This window comes from Desulfuromonadaceae bacterium (assembly GCA_019429445.1).
Lineage (GTDB): Bacteria > Desulfobacterota > Desulfuromonadia > Desulfuromonadales > JAHYIW01 > JAHYIW01.
The window spans coordinates 30,837-47,084 of record JAHYIW010000007.1 but is presented as its reverse complement, the minus strand read 5'-3'; the positions used below and the strand labels follow the sequence as shown (position 1 = coordinate 47,084).

Below are 16,248 nucleotides of genomic sequence, written 5' to 3'. Positions count from 1 at the left end.
CATATGGTCAGGTGGAGGGCAATCGGGAATGGTTGCCACGGCAAAGCTTGAATCTTCCACCGTAAGCGACTAGAATCAGCTGAACAAAACCCTGCATTGAAAGAAGCATACATGCCCCGAACTACTCGTCAAATCAAGGTCGGTACGGTTTCCGTAGGTGGCGGCGCGCCACTTTCGGTCCAGTCGATGTGCTCTACCGACACCCGAGACATTCAGACGACGCTGGCCCAGATCAAGCGATTGACCGCCGCCGGTTGTGAAATTGTGCGTTGCGCGGTGCCGGATGAAGCGGCGGCCGAGGCGCTGGGAGCGATTCGGGCAGGGATTTCCATCCCGTTGATTGCCGATATCCATTTCGGATACCAACTGGCATTGGCGGCACTGGAGGCCGGAGTCGATGGTCTGCGGATCAATCCCGGCAATATCGGCGCCCGCTGGAAGGTCGCGGAAGTTGTCAAGTCGTGTGCGGAGCATGGTGCGCCGATCCGCATCGGGGTCAATGGGGGATCGTTGGAAAAAGACCTGCTGGTCAAATATGGTCATCCCACCCCGGCAGCGATGGTCGAAAGTGCCCTGGGACATGTCCGGCTCCTTGAGGAACTCAATTTTGAACAAATCAAAATAAGTCTCAAGACCTCCGATATCCGGCGTACGGTCGAGGCCTATCGCCTGCTGGCAAGTCAGGTCGACTACCCGTTGCATATCGGAATTACCGAGGCGGGAACCACCTGGAGTGGTACAATCAAGAGTGCTATCGGCCTTGGCGCACTGCTCTATGATGGGCTTGGCGATACGCTGCGGGTTTCGTTGACGGGTGATCCGGTCGAGGAAGTGCGGGTCGGCTGGGAAATCCTCAAGGCGCTGAATCTGCGCGAGCGCGGGCCGGTATTTATCAGCTGTCCGACCTGCGGGCGCTGTCAGATCGATCTGATCGCGACGGCCGAGGAAGTTGAACGCCGCTTGCATGATTTGCCGGTCAAGTTAACAATTGCGGTGATGGGGTGTGTGGTCAACGGCCCCGGCGAGGCGCGCGAGGCCGATCTGGGGATTGCCGGAGGCAAAGGGCAGGGCCTTTTGTTTCGTCAGGGGGAAATCGTTCGCAAGGTGCCGCAAAACGAGTTGGCCGATGTTCTGGTTGCCGAGGCGTGGAAGATGGCGGAGGAACGGCAGGACGTTCGAGCGTATCAGGAGGATCAATGATGCTGAAATTCAAAAAGACGGTCATGCTGACGATAGCGCTTCTTCAGCTGTGCGTCACCTTCGCGGCGGCTGATGAAGGTGCCGGGTTTGTGCGCATGTTGCAAAGCAGCAATGTTTTTGTCCGGATCGAGGCGGCCAAGTTGATCGAGGGGCACTTTCTGGTCGATCCGGCGGTTTTTCCTGTCGTGCGCGAACGTTTGCGTCAAAGCGTGCAGGATGAAACATATTCAAAGGAACAACGCGATGAAATCGGCTGGTTATGCAAGGCGCTGGCATCTTCCGGTGATGCCGCCTACGCGACGACGCTGCAAGATATCGCCGCCGCCTCCAAGGTAAAGAAAATTCGCCTGTATGCAGAGCAGTCGCTGGCAACAATCCCCGATTTTGCCGTACGCAATGTGCGACTGCTGGAAATCCCCGGTGATCCGACCCTCTCGTTCGAGGATAATCGACTGCTGCGGATGTTGCGCAGCGGCGATCCTGCCCTGTTGCGCAACGCTGCAAAACGGATCAGCCGTCGCGTCGAAACCCCTGCCGTACTCTATCAGGCGGTCGCTGCCGCTCTCGAAGCAAACTTGAACAATCGGGGAAGAGAGCTGTTGCGGCTTGACTCCACGGGGTGGCTGTGCAAGGCGCTGGGGGCGTCGGGTGAGACGGCGTATGTCGCGGTATTGCAGCGCGTGTTTGATAATGCGCCGACAAAAAAACTGCGCCAGCACGCCCGCAATGCGTTGCGCTCTCTGGGGGAGGTTTGACCGGCCAGAAAATAACCATAAAAAAACCCCGAAAGCAGGAGGGGATAACTTCCGGGGCGAATGCGGGAGCGCGCGTCCGTGCTTCCGTTGTACATCTGCTTTAATTAGACCATAAAAGTCATCATTGTCAAGGGCCGCAACAATGACTTGCCCGGCCTTTTTTTGATTGTTTGGGACGACACGGGAGGGCAGCGGCGTTCAGTGGCGCTGATGCTAAACTTGATGGCGTCGCAACAAGTCCGCCCTTTGGCGTTACGCTGGTTTTTCAGGATCTCGACCTACCTGATGTAGGCCTTCGCCCCTGAGAAACCACCAAGCCTTGGAGGACAAAATTTTTGCTTAGCGACTCACGCCCCGTGGGGCGAATTTTCATAGAGTAACTTCAATTTTCTAAAGAATGTGATTTCAGATAGTTACCTTGAAGTTACTCAGAAGCCATCTATTTCTTTTTTGCAAGGGCATCAAACTTGGGGTACGACCTCTTCGGGAAAGGCTCTTTATGACACCAACTGACAAAAAAGATGGAACGTCTGACGCAAACTTTCGACTGCCCGCCGAGCAGCTTGCCTGGCGCTGTGATCCTGCTTTATTTGATTTTACAACAACGGCAGAGCTGCCTTCTCTCGACGGGACTATCGGTCAGGACCGTGCACTGGCGGCGATTGATTTTGGCCTCGGTATCCGCAATGGCGGCTTTAATCTCTTCCTCCTCGGTGAACCGGGGACCGGGCGTTCCTCGACGATCAAAAAAATTCTCAATAGCCGGGCCGCGGCTGAACCGGTCCCGGACGATTGGTGTTATGTCTACGATTTTTCCGATGATCATCAGTCGCTGGAGATCAGACTTCCTGCGGGGACGGCAAAGACTCTGGGCAAGGATGTTGATCAACTGGTGGAACGCCTGGCCATGGAGCTGCCCCAGGTCTTCGAAGGCAAGGAATATGACCAGCGTAAGAACCAGCTTGGCAGTGAATATCAGGAAAAGAGCCGCCGTCTTTACGAAGGGCTCGAAAAAGAGGCAGAGCAGAAAGATTATTTGTTGCAGCGCTCTGTCAACGGGCTGGTTCTTACCCCGTTACGCAACGGAGAACCGGTTTTACAGCAGGAGTTCGAGGGCTTAAGCGAAGACGAGCGCAACCGCATTGAAGCGGTCGGGGCGGAATTGCAGCAGCGTTTGACCGAAGTAACACGTGAGGCGCGGGAGCTGGACAAGGAGTTGCGCGTCGCCACCTTGGCGATGGAGCGTGAATTGCTCCTTATGGTGGTCAGTCGTCTCTTTAAGGAACTGGAAGAGAAATACCGTGATCACGCTGCGGTGATCGCTCATTTTGTCGCGAGTAAAAATAATATTATTGAGCGGATCGATGAGTTTCGGCAGCCAGAAACAGTGAAAATCAATCTGCCGTTGCTCGAAGCGACGCGCCAGGAGCCTTCTTTTGAGCGTTATCGGATCAATCTTTTTGTTGATAACAGCGAACAGCAAGGAGCGCCGGTCGTCTATGAGGCCAATCCCACCTATTTTAACGTTTTCGGTCGCATTGAGCATTTTCTCCAGATGGGGAACGCCGTTACCAATTTCCGCATGATCAAGGCGGGGGCGCTGCATCGGGCCAACGGCGGATATCTGATCCTCGATTGTCGCGAAGTGCTGCTCACCCCGTTTACCTATGAAGCGCTCAAACGCGCAATACGCAACCGGGAAGTCAAGATCGAGGATATGGCTGAGCAATATCGTCTGATGGCGACTGTTTCGTTGAAACCGCAACCGATACCGCTCGATTGCAAGATTATCCTGATTGGTCGTCCGGTACTCTACTATCTGCTGCATCAGCTGGATGTTGATTTTCGCAAGTATTTCAAGGTCAAGGCGGATTTCGATCATTTGATGGAGAATACGACTGAAAATGTTCAGCAGTATGTTCTCTTTGTTGCCGCCAAGTGTCAACAGGAGAAGCTGACGCCCTTCGGTCCCGAAGGGGTTGCGCGGGTGATTGAACATTCCGCGCGCTTGACCGGGGACAAAGAGCAGCTCTCGTCGCGCTTTATTGATATCACCGACCTGATTCGTGAAGCGGCTTATTACGCGGGGCAGGCAGCTGAGCCGGTCGTTGGCCGGCAGCATGTAGAACAGGCGATTAACGCGGCAAACTACCGTTCGAACAAAGTGGAGGAGCGGATTCAACGCCAGATCGATGATGAGGTGTTGATGGTTGCGACGTCCGGAGCGGTTGTCGGACAGATTAACGGTCTCAGCGTTTACTTGCTGGGTGATTACAGTTTCGGTCGTCCGGCGCGGGTCACGGCACGGACCTGGCTCGGCAAGAGTGGTGTTGTTAATATTGAACGCGAAGTCAAGTTGTCTGGACCGATTCACGACAAGGGGCTGTTGATCCTGAACGGCTTTTTTGGCGAACGTTACGCCCACGACAAGCCGTTGACCCTGGCGGCATCGATCTGTTTTGAGCAATCGTACGGCGGGATCGATGGCGACAGCGCTTCAACGACGGAACTTTACGCCTTGTTGTCGGCCCTTTCCGGGGTACCGATCAAACAGTCGATCGGGGTGACCGGTTCAGTAAACCAGCACGGCCAGGTACAGGCCATCGGTGGTGTGAATGAGAAAGTCGAGGGGTTTTTCGCTGTCTGTCAGGCGCGGGGCCTGAGCGGGGAGCAGGGGGTGATTATCCCGCGCGCCAATGTGCGCCACCTGATGCTCAAAGAGGATGTGCGCGCGGCAGTGACCGCCGGAGAGTTTCATATCTGGGCGATCGAGACGGTCGACGAGGGGATCGAACTGCTCACCGGACGTCCCGCCGGGGGAAGAAATCAGCAGGGGGGGTGGGAGGAAGGTTCGATCAATGCGCTGGTAGATGACCGGCTGCGGAAGATGGCCGAGACGTTGCGAGATTTTTCGCACCGCAATAAAGATACTTGATCATTATTGATGGCATCGCAAAAAGTCCGCCCTCCGTCGTTACGCTGATTTTTCAGGACCTCGACCTAGCTGATGTAGGCCTTCGCCGCTGAAAAACCACCAAGCCTTGGAGGACGAAATTTTTGCTTAGCCATCTCATTCTTTTTTGCGAGTGCATCATTATCGCTCACACGCAAAAAAACTCACACACAAAAAGCCCGCAGTCCACGGCGCTTTTTGTGTGTGAGCGGTTAGTCAGTTAATCGGCGGCTGGTACCGGCTGAAACGGACCTTTGGACTGGTCTTTTTTGTTGCGCGCGACCTGACTGAACCAGACAATCCCGACCAGTGCAACACCGACAAGATCAGTAATCAGCGTCGGCCAGTAGAGCAGAATTGATCCTGCCGCAAGAAGCACCCATTCAATGGTCGTGGTCCTTCTGATCCAGAAGAGCATGGTCACAGCCGAGAAGGCGATGGTACCGAGGAAGCAGGAAAACATCGACGAGAAAACCGCCATTCCGGTTGCCGGAACTTCCGCTTCGATGAGCAGTTGACCTGCACTGACCGTGCCGCCGACATAAGGACTGACTTCAATCACCTGACCATCCTTCGGTGCCTTGATCTCGATAATCTCCCCCATTGATTCGACCGCAATCAGCACGTCACCGGCTTTAAACGGTTGTTCCGCCTTGACGTTGACCTGCACTACATTTGCAAACGGCATGTCGTCAGGGATTTCTCCCATCTTCAGATCGAACGGTTTGCCCAGAAAGAGGATCGCCGGGGTAAAAGCGAACAAAATCGGCATGACGTAAAGCAGTTTGGCGAACTTGAAACTGGTCCAGCCGGTTTTCCACGGGTCGGAACCGGCGATGGCCGCCCCGGCGTAGGCGGCAACACAGACCGGCGGGGTGATGTTCGAGTCCTGACTGAACCAGTAGACGATAAAGTGTGCGGCGAGGATCGGTACCCCCATCTCCGCCAGCGGCGGCACGGCAAGAACAGCGGTAATCAGATAGGCGGCGGTCACCGGGACGCCCATGCCGAGAATCAGCGAGGCCAGCGCAACCAGAATAAGTGCCATGACCAGGTTGCCCGAGGCCAGAGAAATGATAATGTCGGAAAACTTCAGACCGATCCCGGTGAGAGAAATGGTGCCGACAATGATCCCGATGACCCCCAGCGTTGCGCCAATCATCAGAGTGTTCTTGGCTCCGGTCTGGATTGCTTCCCAGATTTCTTTTGCTCCCATGCGGGTTTCTTTGTTGAACCAGCTGATCACGATGCAGGAGATCGTTGCCCAGAATGCTGAATAGCCGGGAGATTTGCCAAAAATCATCAGTGCCGTGATGATCACCAGCGGCAGGGAAAAATACCATTCCTGTTTAAGGACGACTTTCCAGTCTTTCATCTCACTTTCATCGATCCCCTTCAGCCTCATCTTTTTGGCTTCGAAATGAATCATGCAGAAGACCGAAAAGAAGTACATCAGCGCCGGGAAGATGGCAATCAGCATGATGGTTGCGTAAGGGGTATTGGTCAATTCCGCCATCAGGAAACCACCCGCGCCCATGATCGGTGGCATGAACATCCCGCCGATCGAAGAAGCGGGCTCAATCGCCCCGGCCACATGCGGTTTGAATCCCGCCCGTTTCATCAGCGGAATGGTAAAGGCCCCGGTCGAGACAGTGTTGGCGATGGCGCTCCCGGAGACCGACCCGAAAAGCGCCGAGGCGATCACCGCAACCTTGGCCGGTCCGCCGGTGGTGCGCCCGGCAACGGCGAGCGGCAGATCGATAAAGAAGCGTCCGGCCCCGGATTTGTGAAGAAATGCGCCGAAAAATATAAACAGAATAACGTAGGTTGCAAGGACGCTCGCCATGACACCGAAGACGCCGTTGGTGGTCAGAAAAAGCGAGGTCGACAGGCGTTCCAGGCCAAAGCCGCGATGCGCCATGACTTCCGGGAAGTGGGGTCCGAAGTAGCCGTAGCAGATCATGAACAGGCCGATAAAAGTCATTGCCCAGCCCAACACCCGCCGACAGACTTCCAGTGACAGAAGGATGCCGAGGACACTGACCAGTGCGTCCAGATCATTTTCGGCACCGGCGCGATAGTTGAGTTTTTCGAATTCGTTGATCCAGTAGTAGACAACGCCTGCCGAGGCGATGGCGTAGAAAACATCGGTCAACGTCGGGTTTCGTGGCCATCTTTTCATCGACCAGCGGTCGATGATCAGCAAACAGGCCGTTACCGCCAGCGATCCAGCGATGATCGGCCAGAGAAGTACAAAATTACCGTTGTCCTGACCTTCAAGGTTATTCATCAGCCAGGTATGGAACCCGGCCGTATCGTCAAAGAAAAAATATCCCCCGACAGCACATGCCGTTACCAGTCCCATCACCCAGGTCAAGGGCAGGCGAACTTTGGTTTTACCCGCCGGATAGAGCAGGAAAACCAGCACATAGGTGACAAAAACGTAGACGCCACGGTGATATTGGGTTGCGACCGGAGCGATCCCGGCTGAGTAGAAATAAAAAATGACCATTGCGCCACCCAGCACGGCAACCAGCCATTTGAAAAAGCCGCTGGGATTGCGACAGGATCGTTCATCCTTTTCGAGCAATGCCTTTAATTTTTTCTGATCTTCAGCGGCAATGTTCTCTGTTTGTTCGTTCTGTTCTGCAGACATAAGATACCTGTTAACGGGAAAGGCCGGGCAGCGCGACCATGGATCATTAATTTGAAAGCGGGGCTTGAACAGCCCCGCTTTCACGGTTTGCATAGGGGCCGATTGTTACTTCTGGTCGGCGGTCAGGGTGAGCCCTTTTTCTTTCCAGAACTTCTGGGCACCAGCATGAACCGGAGTGACGATACCGGTCAATGCGCTTTCGATAGACATGGCTTTGGCGGTTTTTTTGACTTTGACCAGATAGGCAAGCCCTTCTTGCGTGTAGATGTCGGCCACTGCTTTGTAGACGGTCTCGGCAGGCACGTGCTTGCCAGCAGTCCAAAGTGCGGAATCCTGGAAGGTGGCGACCGGATAATCAACGCCGGAGTAGGTGTTCGCCGGGATGGAGACTGGAGCATAGAACGGGAACTGCTTGAATGCGCCCCCTTTGCTGCCAGCTTCCCAGAGGTTCAGCAGCTTGATTTTGTTACTTGCTGCCGCCTGAATTACCGAGCTGTTCGGGAATCCGGCAAATACCCACATGGCGTCGATCAGGCCGTCGCCGAGGGCGGAAGCGGCTTTGCTGTAGCCCAGAAATTCGGTGTTCATTTTGTCCCACAGACCAAGCGCACCGAAGTAGCGCTGCGCCGAAGCTGCGGCCCCGGAACCGGCGCCACCAACGGCAACACGTTTGCCTTTGAGGTCGTCAACGCTATTGATGTCGCTGTCAGCCAGAACAATCAGGTGCGCCGGAGCGCCGTAGAGATAGGCAATGGCCTGAACATTCTGGTAGGTATTGGCGTCATTGGTCAGGCGGCCATTGCGTGCCAGATAGGTATCGCCCGAGTAAGAGATGCCGAAATCGGCATCACCGGAGTTAACGCGACGCACGTTTTCAACCGAACCGGCAGATGCCATGTTAGATACTTCAACCCCCGCGAGATCTTTCGACAGGCGGGTTGCAATGCCGTTGGAGAAATACTGAAAAGTACCTCCATCAGGTCCGCCCGAGAACGCAAGACGGGTTTTGGCCGCGTCACCAGTGGCAGGGACGAGGCAGAATGTTGCGGCCAGCAGCAGACAGGACGCCAGAGATGTGATTTGTTTTGAGATTTGCATGTTTTACTCCTTAAAAAAGTGGGTTGAAAAGCGATGGCATAAATCGCCACAGGTTTCAGTTTGAAACCGTTCTACTCGCAAGGAGGGTGCCAGTTTAAAATGGTGTTATTTTTTGGCACGACTTGACTCTCTAATTAAAGCAGACAGGCGGTAAAATGCAAGGAGGCGGGAAAAGCTATTGCAGGGGACAGGGGACATTTCGTGGCAGTATTTAGCCTTATGTGGTCAAAATTGGCCAGTCTTCTCAATAAAATCAGTCCGCTTGCTTCAACTTTGCAGCCAGTACCGCGAAGGGTGAATGGACCAGCGTTGGGCGTTCGTTGCTGGCGTCAGGGCCCCCGGCTTCGCGCTCTTGCAGGCCGCGGGTGTGCTCGTGGTCGTGACAGTAGACACAAAGAAGTTCCCAGTTGCTGCCATCGGGCGGGTTGTTGTCATGGTTGTGATCTTTGTGATGGACGGTCAGTTCGCGCAGGCCTTTTCCGCTGAATTCGCGGCTGCAACGGCCACAGACCGGGGGAAAGAGTTTCATTGCCTGCTCGCGATAGCCGTTTTGGCGCTGCTGCTCTTCCTTGCGCATGGCGGTGATGAGGCGGTGATGGTCTGCTGGTTGAGTCGTGTGTTCAGTCATGATGGTAGTCCTTGTCTGTTACAGATATGACGATCTTGTGCCCGCCTGACAGGGGATGAAGTCCAAATGGAGTGGGGGTAGATGGACAATTCTCAAAAGATGTTTCTTTCTTCCGTAGCGACTTTGCGTTAAGATGCATAACTTGAAATTTTTAAGGAGAATACATGAAAGACATCGGCTTTATCACTCCGCGCACCCGTTTTTGCGTGCTTATCGGCAACCCGGTTGGACACAGCCTCTCTCCAGCGATTCATAATGCCGCATTTGCGGCGACCAGACAAGATTTTGTTTACCTCGCGTGTCCGGTTGAGGATGTCGCCAATGCTTTGGCGGGGATGCGCGCCTTGGGTAATTTTCGCGGCATGAGTATCACCATCCCGCACAAAATAGAAGTGATGAAATATGTCGATGAGGTCTCCGCGGTAGATCGCGCGATCGGTTCGATCAATACCGTGATTTGTGAAGAGGGCAAGTTGATCGGTTCCGGGACCGACGGTCCGGGGGCGCTGAAGGCGCTGGTCGATGCGGGCGTGGATCTTGCCGCAAAAAAGGTACTGATCCTCGGTTGCGGGGGGGCGGCCCGGGCGATCGCTTTTACGCTGGCGCAACGCTGCACACTGGCAGAGATGATCATGCTCGACATCAATCAGACGCTGCTGGAGGATTTGACCGCCGATCTGCGGGCCGGAACCGCCTGCCCAATCAGCCATGCAGCATTGAACGCCGAAACGATTGCGGCGGCGATGGCGCGGGCCGAGGTCATTATCCAGTGCACCCCGATCGGGATGCACCCGAAGGTCGATGCGTCCCTGGTCCCGGCGGAACTCTTCCGGCCCGGTCAGGTGGCCTTTGATGTTGTCTACAACCCTCTGGAAACAAGGTTTCTGCGCGAAGCCAAAGCTGCGGGGGTGCAGACGATCTCCGGCGTCGAGATGTTTATCAATCAGGCGGTGTTGCAATTTGAACTGTTCACCGGTGTTGACGCTCCCTGCGCGGTGATGCGCCAGGTCGTCATGGAGCAGTTGCGCGCATGAATATTGTCCTCATCGGTTATCGCGGCACCGGCAAAAGCCATGTCGGATCGATCCTTGCCAAACACTTCAAGCGGCAACTGGTCAGCCTTGATGCCGAGATAGTCAAAGCGGCAGGTAAATCGATCCCCGCGTTTGTGGCGCAAATGGGCTGGTCCGCCTTTCGCGATCTGGAGACGACGCAGGTACGCAAGCTGGCGGGGTGTGACGAGCGGGTGATTGACTGTGGCGGTGGCGTGATCGAACGACCGGAAAATATCGAGATTCTGCGCGCCAACGGAGTGGTGTTCTGGTTGTCAGCCGATGTCGCGACGATCGTGGCACGGATTCAGGATGACAATCAACGTCCGGCGCTGGTTGAGGGGAAAACCTTTACCGAAGAAATCGCCGAGGTGCTGGCCGCGCGAACCCCCCGCTATCGCGCTGCCGCGCATCATGAAATTGCGACCGACACGCTGAATCCGGAAGCTGTCGCCGCGCGGATCGCCGCCATATTGGAGGATCAGTCTCGGTGAGATGCCTGCGGCGTCGGTGACCTTTGTCAGGTTTGAAAATGGCAAATTATGAACTGTGAATTACAGAAGAGATATAAATGGATAAATTAAAGATGGCAACGCCCGATTTATCTGAGCTTAACCATAATCCACAATTACGTATTCGTAATTCAACGGCGGAATTTTTGATTTTCACCAGTCAGGCTGGCGAAGATGATATTGAAGTTCGTGTCGAAGATGAAAACGTCTGGCTTACTCAAAAGCTCATTGCCAAGCTCTTTGGCGTTGAGGTCAATACGATTAACTATCACCTGAAGGAAATATTTAATACCGGGGAACTGCAATCTGAGGCAACTATTCGAAAATTTCGAATAGTTCAAAACGAAGGGACCCGTGAAGTTACCCGAAAAATCGAACATTATGGTTTGCAGGGTATCATTGCCGTTGGTTTTCGGGTCAATTCAGAACGAGCTACTCATTTTAGAAAATGGGCAGGGCAAGTTTTAAAAGATTTTACACTTCGTGGATATGTTCTCGATAATATTCGCCTCAAAAATGGTGCATTTCTAAGCAACCAATATTTCAAGGATTTGATTCTTGAAATTCGTGATATCAGGGAAAGCGAGCGTAATTTTTATCAGCAGATTACTGATATATACGCCACCGCACTCGATTATGATCTGCATTCACCTACAACAAAAACATTTTTTGCGACAGTCCAAAATAAAATGCATTTTGCCACCCACGGTCACACTGCTGCTGAACTTATTGTGAATCGTGTCAATCATCAAAAAGATTTTATGGGTCTTACGACATGGGAAAAAGCTCCCGAAGGAAAAATATTAAAATCAGATGTTGTGATTGCGAAAAATTATCTGAATGAAAAAGAGATCAAGTTTTTAAATAGAATTGTCACTATGTACCTCGATTATGCAGAAAATCAGGCAGAACGGGGTATTCCCATGACCATGAATGACTGGGCAGATAAGTTGAACGCTTTTTTGAAATTTAATGACGCAGAAATCTTGCAGGACGCAGGCAAAGTAACCGCTGAGATAGCCAAATCGTTTGCCGAAAGCGAATTTGAAAAATACCGACCTATTCAAGACCGGCTTTTTGAGTCTGATTTTGACCGGGAAATAAAAAAGCTGTTGGACGGGAATAACGGGGCATGAGGGTCACAATTCTTGACAAAAACATGAAGACTCTGTCAGAAGTTGGGACGTGACTCTCTGTCGACTCACCTGTTGATAAATACCAATAAATATTATAAATTGCCATTATAACGGCATTGATGGAGGCCATCTCATGCAAAAAAATACCAGTGTTACGCTTGGCAAACACTACGAAAATTTCATTTCTCAGCAGGTTGCCCAGGGACGTTTTGGTTCAGCAAGTGAGACAATCCGTGCCGGCCTGCGGCTTTTGGAAGAACGGGAGACCAAACTGTCCTTGCTACGCCGTGCGCTTATTGAGGGCGAAGAAAGCGGCACGGCAGATTATTCGCTCAAGAGCGTACTTGCTGAGCTTGACGATGACAGCTCCCACTGATGTCCTCTTTTACCCTCACGAACATGGCGCTGGCTGATTTGAAAGAGATCGGTCGTTTCACACAAACCCGTTGGGGGCGTGAACAGCGCGACCTCTATCTGAAAATGCTGGACATTTCATTCCAGCAGTTGGCTGCCAACCAGCTGAAAGGGAAAGATTGCAGTGAGCTTCGAATTGGCTACCGGAAGTTGAATACTGGTAGCCATGTGATTTTCTATCGTCAAACTCTTGCCGATACGATTGAGATTGTCCGTGTTCTGCACAGACATATGGATATTGAAACGCAACTTTCTGAGTTTTAATACGGGAAGTGTCCCTATTTACTTCGAGGTGGTTATTCTCTTTGGGGAAACTGGACAGTGATTCCGGAAACACATTCTAAACTCTCAACACGGAGGAACAGCCCCCAGATAGATACCAAGGGGCTGTTTTCTTTTGGGGAATCATGAGATAAGTGTTATTGTTTGCGATGCTAAGTTTGTCTGTCTTTTCATATCCTTAGGGGGATTATGGCCATTCCGAATTACCAATTCCTGATGTTGACGCTGCTCTCTTTCGCCGCCGATCGTGAAGAGCATTCTGTAGGAATTTGTCCATGAGCCTCATCAAGTCAAAAAAACGTGTTGCTGACCACGGGGAGGTGTTCACACCCGCGTGGATGGTCGAGGCGATGCTCGACCTCGTCAAAGGCGAGTCCGAGCGCATTGATTCGCGCTTTCTGGAGCCAGCGTGCGGGAGCGGAAACTTCCTTGTCCGGGTTTTGCAGCGCAAGCTCACTGCGGTCGAACTCAAATTCGGAAAGTCCGACTTTGAAAAACGGCACTACGCTCTTCTTGCGCTGATGTGCGCTTACGGCATTGAGCTCTTGGCGGATAACATTGCCGAGTGTCGCGCGAACATGTTGGATATCTTCGGTGACTACCTGAATATCGATGAGTCGGATGACCTCTATCGAGCTGCCTTCTTTGTCCTTTCGCAAAACCTCATTCACGGTGACGCCCTGACGATGCTCACCCAGGATGGCCAACCGATCACTTTCGCCGAGTGGGGCTACCTCGGCAAGGGCAAGTTTCAGCGGCGCGATTTTCGTCTGGACACCCTCTCCCAGATGTCATCTCTCAGCGAGGAGGGTACGCTCTTCGCGCATCTTGGTAAACACGAAATTTTCAAGCCAGCCAGAATCTACCTGCCGCTGTCGGTGAGTGACCTGGCTGCTCTGGGGGGAGAGTGAAGTATGACGAAGATTGACGCAAAAGCCCCGGCAAGACGCCTTATGTCGAGGGGTGGGTTAATTATGGCGGATTCGCCACAGTTGGAAACGGGGGTTTCTGATGAGCAAGAACAGCCAGATTGTTGTGTTAAATGAAACCATCCGCATCCAGAGGATTGATCAGGATGATTTTATTTCTCTGACGGATATCGCCAAGTTCAAGAATGCCGATGATCCGAGGTTTGTCATCCAGAACTGGATGCGTACGCGTTCATCCATCGAATTCCTGGGTATTTGGAAGATGTTGAATAATCCGAATTTTAACCGTGTCGAATTCGATACGGTTAAAAATCAATCCGGCAGCAAGGGGAACAAAACAATTGAGTCATTCTGCGCGGAGCATTTCGTGTCATTCTGCGCGAAGCATTTCGTGTCATCCTGCGCGAAGCATTTCGTGTCATCCTGCGCGGAGCATTTCGTGTCATCCTGCGCGGAGCATTTCGTGTCATCCTGCGCGGAGCATTTCGTGTCATCCTGCGCGAAGTCGCAGGATCCAGAATCTATTCTGGCAGGTGTGCAATGACGAAACAGGCTTTTGTGTATATTCTTGCCAGTAAGAAAAATGGCACCTTGTACACTGGCGTTACCAGTAATCTGGAGCAGCGCATATACCAGCACAAGCATCATCTGCTTGAGGGGTTCACCAGCAAATATGATGTGACTCGTTTGGTCTGGTTCGCCCACGGCGATGATATTGCCTCGGCAATACGTCTTGAGAAGAAGATCAAGAACCGAAACAGGCAATGGAAGATTGACCTGATTGAAAAGAGCAACCCGGACTGGGTTGACCTGGCTGCAGACTGGATCGATTCTGGACCCTGCGACTTCGCGCAGGGTGACAAGTCTGACTTCGCGCAGGGTGACAAGTCTGACTTCGCGCAGGGTGACAAGTCTGACTTCGTGCAGGATGTCACAATACATCCTGTCATTCCGCGCGCAGTCGCGGAATCCATTGCACGTAATGACGATGGGGAGTGCCTATGAACAGCGTCGCCGGCCCGAGACAGGTCAGTTTTTCCCTTCGTGGGCGCAACCCTGACGTATTGACCTGCATTGCGAACCTCTCAAATGATGAGGTGTTCACGCCGCCCGAGTTCGCCAACCGGATGCTCGATACCCTCGCCGAGGCGTGGGCGACTGCCCATAATGGCGCGAACATCTGGGCGGACAGTTCGGTGCGGTTCCTCGACCCGTTCACAAAATCGGGAGTGTTTTTGCGTGAGATCACCAGTCGGCTTACCAAAGGTCTGGCAGTCGTAATTCCGGACCTTGAGGATCGCGTTGAACATATTTTGACCAACCAGGTGTACGGTATCGGTATCACGCATCTCACCAGCCTGCTGGCACGCCGGAGCCTGTACTGCTCGAAGCACGCCTGTGGACAGCACTCCATTGCCAGATCCTTTACGAGTGACACAGGCAACATCTGGTTTGAGCGCGTTGAGCACACATGGGCCAGCGGAAAATGCACGTTCTGCGGTGCCAGCCAGTCGGAACTGGACCGGGGCAAAGGGCTAGAAACCCACGCCTACGCACTCATTCACACTGACAACATCAAGACTCGGATGGCCGAGTTGTTTGGAGACGATATGCAGTTTGACGTGATCATCGGCAATCCGCCGTACCAGTTGGACGATGGCGGATACGGAACGAGCGCCGCGCCCATCTATCAATTATTCGTAGAGCAAGCAAAGGCTTTAGAGCCACGCTACCTGTCGATGGTTATCCCTGCCCGCTGGTTTGCCGGGGGCAAGGGGCTGGATGAGTTTCGAGAGTCGATGCTCAGCGACGACCGCCTGCGCTCAATTGACGATTATCTCAGCGCAGCGGACGTTTTTCCAGGGGTGGGTCTCAAGGGGGGAGTTTGTTACTTTCTTTGGGATCGGGACAATCCCGGCCAATGCCGCGTCACCACTCATTTCAAGGACTGGCCTGATTCGACGGCCTGCCGTCAGCTGCTTGAAGAGGGGGTGGACGTGTTTATCCGCTTCAATGAAGGTCTGTCGATCCTCAAGAAGGTCGCTGCTGTCGAAAATGGGGAAACCCACTCGCTTTTGCTACCAGAAAACAAGCGTTTCGACCAATTAGTCAGTTCCCGAAAGCCATTCGGGCTAGAGACAACGTTCAAGGGCAAGGTTGCCAAGAGCGCCGGTGACGTAATGGTTTATCAGAACGGCGGTAAGGGACACGTTGCTAGAAGCACAATTTCGTCTAACACGCACCTCATTGACAAGTGGAAGATTTACGTTGGCCGGGCTGCTCCTGGCACCGGCAACAAAGACACCTATCCGCACAAAATTATCAGCACACCATTCCTCGGGGAACCGGGCAGCATTTCTTCAGAGACCTATCTCTGCATCGGCCCGTTCGACTCGAAGAGTGAGGCAGAAAGTGCTTTGTCCTACCTTTCTTGCCGGTTGACGCGCCTCCTGATTCTTCTACACAAACCATCCCAAGACACCACGCGCAAGGTCTATACCTTTGTCCCCACGCAAGATTGGGACAGGAAATGGACAGCCGAGGACCTCTACGCGAAATATGACATCTCAGTAAGTGAAATTGCGTTCATCGAGAAGGTTGTTCGCCCGATGGAACTACAGTGGAGCCTCTGA

General features: G+C 53.1%; 15 protein-coding genes. 12 read left to right on the top strand and 3 right to left on the bottom strand.

Annotated features, from left to right (window positions below):
- Positions 1-111: 111 nt before the first annotated feature.
- The 3 genes from ispG to K0A93_03775 all read left to right on the top strand — a co-directional run bounded on the left by ispG (position 112) and on the right by K0A93_03775 (position 4,890).
- On the top strand, positions 112-1,200 hold the full coding sequence (gene ispG, locus K0A93_03785) for a flavodoxin-dependent (E)-4-hydroxy-3-methylbut-2-enyl-diphosphate synthase (GenBank protein ID MBW6511226.1): 1,089 nt from the start codon (positions 112-114) through the stop codon (positions 1,198-1,200).
- Entirely contained in the window at positions 1,197-1,955 is a 759-nt protein-coding gene (locus tag K0A93_03780) for a hypothetical protein (GenBank protein ID MBW6511225.1), read from the top strand. Before ispG ends, K0A93_03780 begins: the two co-directional genes overlap by 4 nt.
- A gap of 499 nt (positions 1,956-2,454) precedes the next feature.
- Complete coding sequence (locus K0A93_03775) at positions 2,455-4,890, top strand: AAA family ATPase (GenBank protein MBW6511224.1); 2,436 nt, start codon at positions 2,455-2,457, stop codon at positions 4,888-4,890.
- Between the two features lie 238 nt (positions 4,891-5,128).
- Here K0A93_03775 and K0A93_03770 read toward each other — a convergent pair whose 3' ends face one another.
- The 3 genes from K0A93_03770 to K0A93_03760 all read right to left on the bottom strand — a co-directional run bounded on the left by K0A93_03770 (position 5,129) and on the right by K0A93_03760 (position 9,239).
- Positions 5,129-7,564: a TRAP transporter fused permease subunit gene (locus tag K0A93_03770; protein ID MBW6511223.1), complete on the bottom strand. Its 2,436-nt coding sequence runs from the start codon at positions 7,562-7,564 to the stop codon at positions 5,129-5,131.
- A 105-nt stretch (positions 7,565-7,669) separates the two neighbouring features.
- Complete coding sequence (locus K0A93_03765; protein ID MBW6511222.1) at positions 7,670-8,656, bottom strand: TAXI family TRAP transporter solute-binding subunit; 987 nt, start codon at positions 8,654-8,656, stop codon at positions 7,670-7,672.
- Between the two features lie 259 nt (positions 8,657-8,915).
- Positions 8,916-9,239, bottom strand: coding sequence for a YajD family HNH nuclease (locus K0A93_03760; GenBank protein MBW6511221.1), 324 nt, complete (start codon positions 9,237-9,239; stop codon positions 8,916-8,918).
- Positions 9,240-9,454: 215 nt separating this feature from the next.
- Here K0A93_03760 and aroE point away from each other — a divergent pair, with 215 nt between their 5' ends.
- From aroE to K0A93_03715, 9 genes are all read left to right on the top strand, one after another.
- On the top strand, positions 9,455-10,324 hold the full coding sequence (gene aroE / locus K0A93_03755; protein ID MBW6511220.1) for a shikimate dehydrogenase: 870 nt from the start codon (positions 9,455-9,457) through the stop codon (positions 10,322-10,324).
- Positions 10,321-10,836: a shikimate kinase gene (locus tag K0A93_03750; protein ID MBW6511219.1), complete on the top strand. Its 516-nt coding sequence runs from the start codon at positions 10,321-10,323 to the stop codon at positions 10,834-10,836. The genes aroE and K0A93_03750 overlap by 4 nt, the downstream gene beginning before the upstream one ends.
- A gap of 92 nt (positions 10,837-10,928) precedes the next feature.
- The gene (locus K0A93_03745; GenBank protein MBW6511218.1) at positions 10,929-11,990 is read left to right on the top strand and encodes a virulence RhuM family protein; all 1,062 of its coding nucleotides are present in this window, start codon (positions 10,929-10,931) and stop codon (positions 11,988-11,990) included.
- Between the two features lie 133 nt (positions 11,991-12,123).
- A complete protein-coding gene (locus K0A93_03740) occupies positions 12,124-12,366 on the top strand; it encodes a type II toxin-antitoxin system ParD family antitoxin (GenBank protein ID MBW6511217.1) in 243 nt (80 codons plus the stop codon).
- Positions 12,366-12,668: a type II toxin-antitoxin system RelE/ParE family toxin gene (locus tag K0A93_03735; protein ID MBW6511216.1), complete on the top strand. Its 303-nt coding sequence runs from the start codon at positions 12,366-12,368 to the stop codon at positions 12,666-12,668. Before K0A93_03740 ends, K0A93_03735 begins: the two co-directional genes overlap by 1 nt.
- Before the next feature lie 293 nt (positions 12,669-12,961).
- Complete coding sequence (locus K0A93_03730) at positions 12,962-13,597, top strand: SAM-dependent methyltransferase (GenBank protein MBW6511215.1); 636 nt, start codon at positions 12,962-12,964, stop codon at positions 13,595-13,597.
- A 100-nt stretch (positions 13,598-13,697) separates the two neighbouring features.
- A complete protein-coding gene (locus K0A93_03725) occupies positions 13,698-14,159 on the top strand; it encodes a KilA-N domain-containing protein (protein MBW6511214.1) in 462 nt (153 codons plus the stop codon).
- Entirely contained in the window at positions 14,156-14,620 is a 465-nt protein-coding gene (locus tag K0A93_03720; GenBank protein MBW6511213.1) for a GIY-YIG nuclease family protein, read from the top strand. Before K0A93_03725 ends, K0A93_03720 begins: the two co-directional genes overlap by 4 nt.
- Positions 14,617-16,248, top strand: a complete 1,632-nt coding sequence (locus K0A93_03715) for an Eco57I restriction-modification methylase domain-containing protein (protein MBW6511212.1) — start codon at positions 14,617-14,619, stop codon at positions 16,246-16,248. The genes K0A93_03720 and K0A93_03715 overlap by 4 nt, the downstream gene beginning before the upstream one ends.

Excerpts from the sequence above, each read along its gene's own strand:
- K0A93_03760 (MBW6511221.1), bottom strand. The coding sequence starts at position 9,239 with ATGCGCAAGGAAGAGCAGCAGCGCCAAAACGGCTATCGCGAGCAGGCA.
- K0A93_03750 (MBW6511219.1), top strand. The coding sequence starts at position 10,321 with ATGAATATTGTCCTCATCGGTTATCGCGGCACCGGCAAAAGCCATGTC.
- K0A93_03780 (MBW6511225.1), top strand. The coding sequence starts at position 1,197 with ATGATGCTGAAATTCAAAAAGACGGTCATGCTGACGATAGCGCTTCTT.
- K0A93_03725 (MBW6511214.1), top strand. The coding sequence starts at position 13,698 with ATGAGCAAGAACAGCCAGATTGTTGTGTTAAATGAAACCATCCGCATC.
- K0A93_03745 (MBW6511218.1), top strand. The coding sequence starts at position 10,929 with ATGGCAACGCCCGATTTATCTGAGCTTAACCATAATCCACAATTACGT.
- K0A93_03735 (MBW6511216.1), top strand. The coding sequence starts at position 12,366 with ATGTCCTCTTTTACCCTCACGAACATGGCGCTGGCTGATTTGAAAGAG.
- ispG (MBW6511226.1), top strand. The coding sequence starts at position 112 with ATGCCCCGAACTACTCGTCAAATCAAGGTCGGTACGGTTTCCGTAGGT.
- K0A93_03730 (MBW6511215.1), top strand. The coding sequence starts at position 12,962 with ATGAGCCTCATCAAGTCAAAAAAACGTGTTGCTGACCACGGGGAGGTG.
- K0A93_03775 (MBW6511224.1), top strand. The coding sequence starts at position 2,455 with ATGACACCAACTGACAAAAAAGATGGAACGTCTGACGCAAACTTTCGA.
- K0A93_03720 (MBW6511213.1), top strand. The coding sequence starts at position 14,156 with ATGACGAAACAGGCTTTTGTGTATATTCTTGCCAGTAAGAAAAATGGC.
- K0A93_03740 (MBW6511217.1), top strand. The coding sequence starts at position 12,124 with ATGCAAAAAAATACCAGTGTTACGCTTGGCAAACACTACGAAAATTTC.
- K0A93_03770 (MBW6511223.1), bottom strand. The coding sequence starts at position 7,564 with ATGTCTGCAGAACAGAACGAACAAACAGAGAACATTGCCGCTGAAGAT.
- K0A93_03715 (MBW6511212.1), top strand. The coding sequence starts at position 14,617 with ATGAACAGCGTCGCCGGCCCGAGACAGGTCAGTTTTTCCCTTCGTGGG.
- aroE (MBW6511220.1), top strand. The coding sequence starts at position 9,455 with ATGAAAGACATCGGCTTTATCACTCCGCGCACCCGTTTTTGCGTGCTT.